Origin of the sequence: Longimonas sp., from assembly GCF_040409695.1 — a bacterium.
Classification (GTDB): Bacteria; Bacteroidota; Rhodothermia; order Rhodothermales; family Salinibacteraceae; genus Longimonas.
In genome coordinates this window covers 1-7953 of record NZ_JARWGJ010000122.1, presented here as the reverse complement: position 1 = coordinate 7953, position 7953 = coordinate 1, and the positions used below count along the sequence as shown (strand labels likewise).

4 protein-coding genes are annotated in these 7953 nt (G+C 62.2%); 1 reads left to right on the top strand and 3 read right to left on the bottom strand.

Annotated features, from left to right (window positions below; all coding sequences use genetic code 11):
• Positions 1-258: 258 nt before the first annotated feature.
• A complete protein-coding gene (gene menE, locus PPP56_RS07830) occupies positions 259-1692 on the top strand; it encodes an o-succinylbenzoate--CoA ligase (RefSeq protein WP_353563484.1) in 1434 nt (477 codons plus the stop codon).
• A gap of 43 nt (positions 1693-1735) precedes the next feature.
• Here menE and treS read toward each other — a convergent pair whose 3' ends face one another.
• The 3 genes from treS to PPP56_RS07815 all read right to left on the bottom strand — a co-directional run.
• A complete protein-coding gene (gene treS / locus PPP56_RS07825) occupies positions 1736-5131 on the bottom strand; it encodes a maltose alpha-D-glucosyltransferase (RefSeq protein ID WP_353563483.1) in 3396 nt (1131 codons plus the stop codon).
• Between the two features lie 221 nt (positions 5132-5352).
• Complete coding sequence (locus PPP56_RS07820; protein ID WP_353563482.1) at positions 5353-7329, bottom strand: alpha-1,4-glucan--maltose-1-phosphate maltosyltransferase; 1977 nt, start codon at positions 7327-7329, stop codon at positions 5353-5355.
• 218 nt (positions 7330-7547) lie between these two features.
• The coding region (locus PPP56_RS07815) for a MutS-related protein (protein ID WP_502912568.1) at positions 7548-7953 on the bottom strand (406 nt) is incomplete at its 5' end.

The following is a 7953-nucleotide window of genomic DNA, read 5'->3' as shown; positions in this document are numbered from 1 at the left end:
CTCCAAGAGATGTCCCCATCTTCTCATTACGAGGACGCAGAATGGCCTGCCCTGACTGCAAGGAGGGAATGCTCGTAGAGTGCAATCTCATGCGTTGCTATTTGGGGCGGGCTGCCTGCCATGGTGGGGCGCACAGAAGAGCAAACCGATGCTCCGAGACGCAGCGTTTTGTGAGGTTATCGCGACTGAGGGAGCGTAGTGGCTGTTTCTGCGTGCGTGTATGTCCGCCCACCTGTATACCCAATGCCCTAATCGACTATGGTTGCCCTTCCGTGCCCTGTTGCGCTGAACGCGCGTTACCGTCCCGCTGCGCCTGCTGTAACGAGCACTAATCAGACGTCGACATACGCGGACCTGGAGCGGTGCATCCGCAGGGCACAGCAGGTGCTGCAGACCAATCCGGAGCTGGAAGGGCGCTACATCGGGATGCTGCCGCGCCGCACGGTGTCGACGGTGGCATGGCTGTGGGCGTGCTGGCGGGAGGGGCGCTGTGTCGTGCCCGTGAGCCGTCGTTGGACTCCAGAGGAACGCGCCGATGCCTTGGCCATGGTGGGCGCGAGGGGCTGCCTGGCGGAGACGGGCGATGCGCTTCCCGAGACCGCCTCCTGCACCGTGCATCCGATTGCGCTTGAACCGCGACCAGATGCCAGCAGGGCATGGCGTTCCACATCCCCCAGAACCATACCGGTACAGGCTATGCAAGGGGATGCGACCGTAATCTTTACGTCGGGCAGCACCGGTAGGCCCAAGGGCGTGGTGCATACGTGGCGGGCACATCTTTACAGCGCACGTGGGGCGGCTCGAGCGCTGCCGCTGCGTGCTACGGACTGCTGGGCGCTGTCGCTGCCGCTCTACCATATTGGCGGGTTGGCGATTGTGATACGGGCAGCACTTGCGGGGGCATCGGTTGCGATCCTGGATGACCCGGTGCGTGACTGGGCGGTGCGGCGCATCACGCACGGCTCGCTGGTGGCTACGCAGCTGAAGCGTGTGCTCGGCGCTATCGATGGCGGGCCGCCCCGGGCGCTGCGCGGGCTGCTAATTGGGGGCGGCCCGGTGCCTGAGGCGCTGCTCGACGAGGCCTATGCCCGCGGGTGGCCCGTGCATACCACGTACGGATCCACCGAGATGGCCTCACAGGTGACGACTACGCCGCCGGGGGCCTCGCGTGAGACGCTGGCTACCGCGGGGCAGGTGCTGCCGTATCGGGAGCTGAAGATCAGCGATATCGGCGAGATCTGCGTACGCGGGGCCACCCGGTGCCGCGCCTACCTGACGCCGGAAGGCCGCACGCAGCCGTTTGATGCGCAGGGCTGGCTCGGCACCGGTGATATTGGGCATATCGACGAGGCCGAGCGGTTGTACGTTACCGGACGGGTGGATCACCAGTTTATTTCGGGCGGCGAGAACATCCAGCCGGAAACGGTAGAGCGTGCGCTGGAGGCGCTGCCGCAGGTGGCACGTGCGGTGGTCGTGTCGGTGCCCGATGATGAGTTTGGGCGGCGTCCGGTAGCGTTTGTGGAGCCGGCGCCTGGAACGGCGTTCGCGCCGGGCTGCTATCGGAGCGGACTGCAGGGGCGCCTGGCCCGGTTCAAGCATCCCGATCGCTACCTGCTCTGGCCGAACGATCTGCCTGGCTCAATGAAAGTCGACCGGAGCGCCTTACAGGTGCGGGCCCTCCGGCAGACGTAGCATTCAGCAAGGAAGGTGGCGCCTGAAGCGCAAAGGCCTTTATTTACGATCGGGGCGACGACGCATCGGAAAACGACGATGCCTCGCGCTCGTCGGCGGTTGCGCCGTTCGTGAACGCCTCGGCGGCCTCGTTGGCCGTGCTGAGCAGGCGCTGCAGTCCGCGGAGCGGCAGCCAGGCCCACGACGGGCGGTTGTTGAGCTCGTAGCGGACCTCGTAGAGGGCTTTCTCAAGGAGGTAGGCCCACAGGTACAGATAGCGCGACTCGCGCGGCATCAGGAAGTCGTCGTGGTCGGCGGTGTCGGCATAGGCATCCAGGAAGGTGACGTTGAGCCACCGAAGCAGGGCGTTGACCCAGTCGGTCGCGTGCGGGTCGTCGCCGTCGTAGCGTTTCCAGGAAGAGAGCACTGCGTATTCGAGGGAGCGGAGCATGCCAGCTACGTCGCGCAGCGCGTTATAGCGCTGGCGCCGCTCTTCCAGCGAGCGGGCGGGCTCGCCCTCAAAGTCGAGGATGTAGAACTCCCCATCTGCCCGCAAAATCTGTCCGAGATGATAGTCGCCATGCAGGCGAATGTGCGCGCAGCTGGTGGGCAGGTCTGCAACCGACTTGAGCTGTTTCTGGAGCGCATCCCAGTCGATGTTGACCTCGGGCGCGCTGGCGTCTTGGAGAAGCGAACGCGTCTCTTCGGCTTCGTCCCAGACACGCGTGTAAAGCTGCTGCCCGATATCGTCGGGAGCGGGTACCGGCTTGAGCGCGTTGGAGGTGCCTTCGGCCAGCGTCTGGTGCATCTCGGCGGTACGTACCCCGAGCATTTCGGCGAGAGAGAGCAGCTCGGGGGCCACGTTCTCCATCCAGACCGGCGGGTGCAGGTCGTGTGTGGGGCCAAAGAACGGAGGGCGTGTGGCATCTTCTGGAAGCGGAGTCTGCGCGACCCGCTCCAAGAACCGGCGCGAAGACTGCAGCGCGTACGTCCAGCCGTCCACTTCAGCGGGCAGGGCCTCTTGCACCACGCCCAGCGTGTACGTGTCGTTGCCGTGGCGGAAGTCGATCGTACCATGCAGCTCTGGGGTAAAGCTGAAGTCGTGCTTGGTCAGGTGATCGAGGAGCTCTTTTTCGGGATGTGTGCCTTCTTCGAGGCGGCGATAGAGCTTCACGAAGTGGCGCCCACCCACAACGGCAGACGAGTTGCTCTGCTCGCCCGAGAAAAGATGAATCGTGCCCGGACGCGCCGTTTTCAGTGCGTTGGTGCGTTCGGCTTCGTACACGCCCTGCAGCGAGCGTCCGCGCCGGTCATCGCTCCACCAGCGGTAGAGCGTCGTCCAGAAGTCGCTGGTGACGCTGGCATCGTAGACGAGCAGGTGCTCGTCTTGGGTGTCGGTATTCAGCCATATGATGCCGGCGTCGGGATGCTCTTCGAGCAGCGCATCGCCCTCTTTGCCAGGGAGCGTCGTGAGCGGCAGGGTAAACAGCTCGGAGCTGTCGCCGCTGTGCACACGCAGGATAGAGAGGTAGACGACCGGGTCGGTATCGAGCCGGAGCGCGTCTTCGACCTCAACACGGTCGATGCGCTTGCTTTTGGATCCGAACCAGCGCTGCGCCTGCAGGAACTCGGGCAGCTCTTCCGCGAAGCGCTCGGGGTGTTGTCCCCGCGCCATGGTCGGGATGAGCACGTTTTGCAGGCCCTCGCTCACCGAGAAGACCGGCAGGTTCGAGTTCATATGAGACGTCTCGGAGGGCTCGGGTTCTGACAGGTCGCGACGATCGAGTTCCTCTTGCGAGACGAGCTTGAACCAGTAGAAGCTATGCGGGCCGAGCATCACCGGGTAGGGCGATCCGTCTTCAAAGGCCGGGAACGCGGACTGTCCGAAGAGCTCCACCGGCACCGTATCTGCGAAAGCTGAATGAGGGGGGAGTTCGACGGGCTGGGCGTAGCGCGATAGGTTAGCACATACGAGAATCGACGTATCCTCGTGTTCGCGCACAAACGCCAGAATGCTCGGGTTGTCGACCGGGAGCAGCTTCAGCGTGCCGCGCCCGAACACCTCTTTGTGCTGCTGGCGCAGTGCGATAAGGCGGCGCATGAAGTGCAAGAGCGAGTGCGGGTCGTTGTTGGCATCTTCCACATTGACCACGTCGAACGCGTATTCGCCCCGGTTAATCGGCGGCATGAACAGCTTATGGTGCGGGGCGCGCGAGAAGCCGCCGTTCTTGTCGGGACTCCACTGCATGGGAGTGCGCACGCCGTTGCGGTCGCCCAGGAACGGATCGTCGCCCATCCCGATTTCGTCGCCGTAGTAGATAACCGGGCTGCCTTTGAGTGAGAACAGGATGGCATTCATCAGCTCGATGCGCTTGCGTTCGCCTTCGAGCAGCGGCGTAAGGCGGCGCCGGATGCCTACGTTGATGCGGAAGCGATCGTCGGCAGCGTACTCGTTGTACATGTAATCGCGCTCCTCATCCGTCACCATTTCGAGGGTGAGCTCGTCATGGTTGCGCAGGAAGATGGCCCACTGCGCGTCGTTGGGGATGTCGCGGGTGCGTTCGAGCATCTCGACGAAGGGGCGCCGGTTTTCGCGGCGCAGCGCCATAAACAGGCGCGGCATGATGGGAAAGTTGAACGCCATCTGCACGCCGGTGCTGGTACCGTCGTCGTCTTCGCCGAAGTAGGGCAGCGTGTCTTCAGGCCACTGGTTGGCCTCAGCCAGCATGACCTTGCCGGGGCCGTAGCGCTCTTCGATCGCCGCGCGCAGCTCCTTCACGTACTCGATGGTCTCGGGTAGATTCTCGCTGCTCGTGCCCTCCCGCTGATAAAGATACGGCACCGCATCCAACCGGAGTCCGTCCACGCCCATGTCGAGCCAGAAGAACATGACCTCCTTCATCTTCGCCCGCACTTCGGGATTGTCGAAGTTCAGATCGGGTTGATGGCTAAAGAAGCGGTGCCAGTAGTATTTCTGCGCCTTCGCGTCCCACGTCCAGTTAGAGTCTTCGGTATCGGTGAAGATGATGCGGACGTCCTCGTACTTGTCGTCCGTCTCGCTCCAGACGTACCAGTCGTGCTTATCGGACGCGGGGTTGCGCGCTTCCTGAAACCACGGGTGCTGGTCGGAGGTGTGGTTCAGCACCAGTTCGGTGATGACACGCATGCCGCGGTCGTGCGCCTCTTCCATGAACGCCTTGAAGTCGTCAAGGTCGCCATGAATCGGGAGCACCTTGAAATAGTCGGCGGTATCGTAGCCGTCGTCCTTGAGCGGACTTTCCAGAAAAGGCAGCAGCCAGAGCGTGTTTACGCCGAGGGCATCCAGGTAGGGGAGCTTCTCGCGCAATCCTTGAAAGTCGCCGAAGCCGTCGTTATTCGAGTCATAAAATGACCGCACGTGCAGCTCGTAGATTACGGCGTCTTTGTACCACAGCGGATCGGAGAGAAAGGAGTCGGGCATAGAAGCACGTAGGTATACGAATGAATACAGCAAGGTAAAGAGGGATGCGAAAGGCATGCCTCTGCGTTGTGGGCGCGCAGGCTGACGTTAGGCAGGGCATGCCGGAAGCGTGGCTATTGGTGGTGCGCTAACAGAGCACGCTACCAGGCATGTTCAGCAGTCAACTATATCGTAGACCAGTAGCGAACCAGCTACCGGCAAACCCATCACGGCAAAACCCATTAGGGATGCGACGACGATTCAATGCGAAAGATGTGGGCGGGTTGTTCGGGGGTAAGGTGCAGAAAGTGTTCATGTCCGTCCCACTCGTATGCCGCCTCGTTTAGCACGTCGTGCACAGTAAACCGATGGGTGGGCGCAATGTGTAGCTGCTCGGGCGACGCGACCAGTTCGCCGTACTGCTCATGGTAGGGGTCGAGGCTAACCACGACCAAGACAGCGTTATCATCGGTCCATTTCACATAGGCGATGAGCTGGTCGTTTCGTGTTTCCAGGAACGTGATATTACGCATCTGCCGGAGTGCCGGATTGTGCTGGCGGGCACGGTTTACGCGCTTCATGAACGGCTGCAGCGAGGTCGGGTCGTTCCAGTTCCACGTCCGGATCTCGTACTTTTCGTTGTACGCGTACTCCTCACGGTCGGGATGCTGGCGATTGTCGACATGCTCGTAGGGCGGTCCGTATACGCCGTAGACGGGCGAGAGGGTAGCCGCCAGCACGAACCGGCTCTTGTGCTTGGGGCGTCCGCCATGAGCGAGCTCGTCGTGAAGGATATCGGGCGTGTTGGGCCAGAAATTCGGGCGGTAGTACTCGGCTTTTTCCGTGTGAAAGAGCTCACGCGCATAGCTCTCCAGCTCGTGCTTGGTATTTCGCCAGGTGAAGTACGTATACGAGTTGTTGTAGCCGAGCTTGGCCAGGCTATACATGGTATTGGGCCGGGCAAACGCTTCTGCAAGCACGATGAGCTCCGGGGTTTCTTTACGAAGCTCACGCAGGCACCAGGTCCAGAACGGCATGACCTTCGTATGCGGGTTGTCGACGCGGAAGATCGTGACGCCCCGCTCGATCCAGAACTCGAACACGCTTTTTAGCTCCATCCAGAGCGCCTGCCAGTCGTCGCACTCAAAGTTGAGCGGGTGCACATCTTCGTACTTCTTGGGGGGGTTCTCGGCATACCGGATGGAGCCGTCGGGGCGCTGATAGAACCACTCGGGGTGCTCCTCAATGTACGGGTGGTCGGGAGAGCACTGAAAGGCAACGTCGAGCGCCACTTCCAGGTCGACCGCGTTGGCAGCATCCACAAAGCGCTCAAACGCCGCCATGCCACCCAGCTTGGGGTGCACGCTTTTGTGCCCCCCACGCGATCCGTCCTCCAGAAATCCACCGATCGCCCAGGGACTCCCCACATCGCCGGGCTCAGCCGTAGGGGCGTTGTCTTTTCCCTTGCGGTTGGTCTCGCCGATGGGGTGGATGGGAGGGAGGTAGACGATGTCGAACCCCATTTCACGAATGCGCGGAAGCAGCTTGGCGGCGTCATCGAACGTGGCATGTGCTTCTGTCGGACCGGCCGAGCGCGGAAAGAATTCGTACCATGCCGCTTCGCGTGCCAGGCGCGGGTCGACGACCAGTTCATGGGCCGGGCTGCGCGCTTCCATGTCGCGAGGGGCATGCGCACGCATCACGGCAAGCAAGTCCGGGTTCAGCGCCCGGTCGACGTCGCCCTCCTCAAACGCATCAGCAGCGGTGCGGAGGCGCTCAGCCACGTGCTCGTCTGATGTTGCGCTGGCGGTGCGGCGCAGCAAGGCCGCCCCGTCGTGCAGCTCGCTATCGATCTCTTCCTGAGGTGAGCCTCCGGTGACGCGCCGCTCAAACTGGTCTTGCCAGGTGCCGAAGCGGTCGAGCCAGGCACGCACCTGGTACGTGTAGTCGCCCAGCTGCGTCGGCGTAAAGGAGGCGGTATAGGTGTCGTTGCCCACCGGCTCAAGCCGCACGGTGTGGACGGTGTCGCTGCTCACATGGCGATAGGCCAGCTCAGCTGCAATCTCGTCGTGGCCGTCCACAATGATGCCGGTGCGTACCGTTACAGACTCATGCTGGATGCGCTTGATGGGCCAGCGTCCGCCGTCGATGACGGGCTCGACCCACGGAATCATAATGCGCGACCAGGTATCGGGAAGCGAGGCACTTGATTTGGGCATAGGCACGGGAGAGCGTATAGGAGGGCGTATGAGGAGTGGACTGATGTATAGCGTAAGATAACCAAAAAATGGGGACGTATGCCAGCGGTCTTTGAGCGAATTGAACGGTTTCTGGGTGCGATCTGTATTTTTTATAAGATACCCGCCCAGAAGGGATACGCTGAGCAGTGTACGAGCAGGCGGCCTGCTCGCCCCTCCGCACGTTCAAGTGCCCAATTCTACCCCAGCATCTCCTTCAGCTCCGCGATCTTCATCAGCGCCTCGATGGGCGTCATGCGGTTGGGGTCGATGGATTGTACGGCTTCTTTGAGCGCTTCGGCTTTGGGGTCCGCCTGCTGGAAAAGCGACATCTGGCCCATCACGCCGTCTTCCATATCCGGCACCTCGTCGGCGTCGGGGGCGGCGGCATCGGGATTGGACGCGCCCTCCGTATCCACTGCCAGGTCTTGCTGCTCCAGATGCGCCAGGATCTCGCGGGCACGGTGAATCACCAGCTCGGGCAGCCCCGCCATGCGGGCGACTTCGATGCCGTACGAGTGGTCGGCCCCGCCCGCTACGAGCTTGCGCAGAAAGATGATCTCGCCGTCGTGCTCCTGCACCTGGATGCGGTAGTTGCGCACGCGA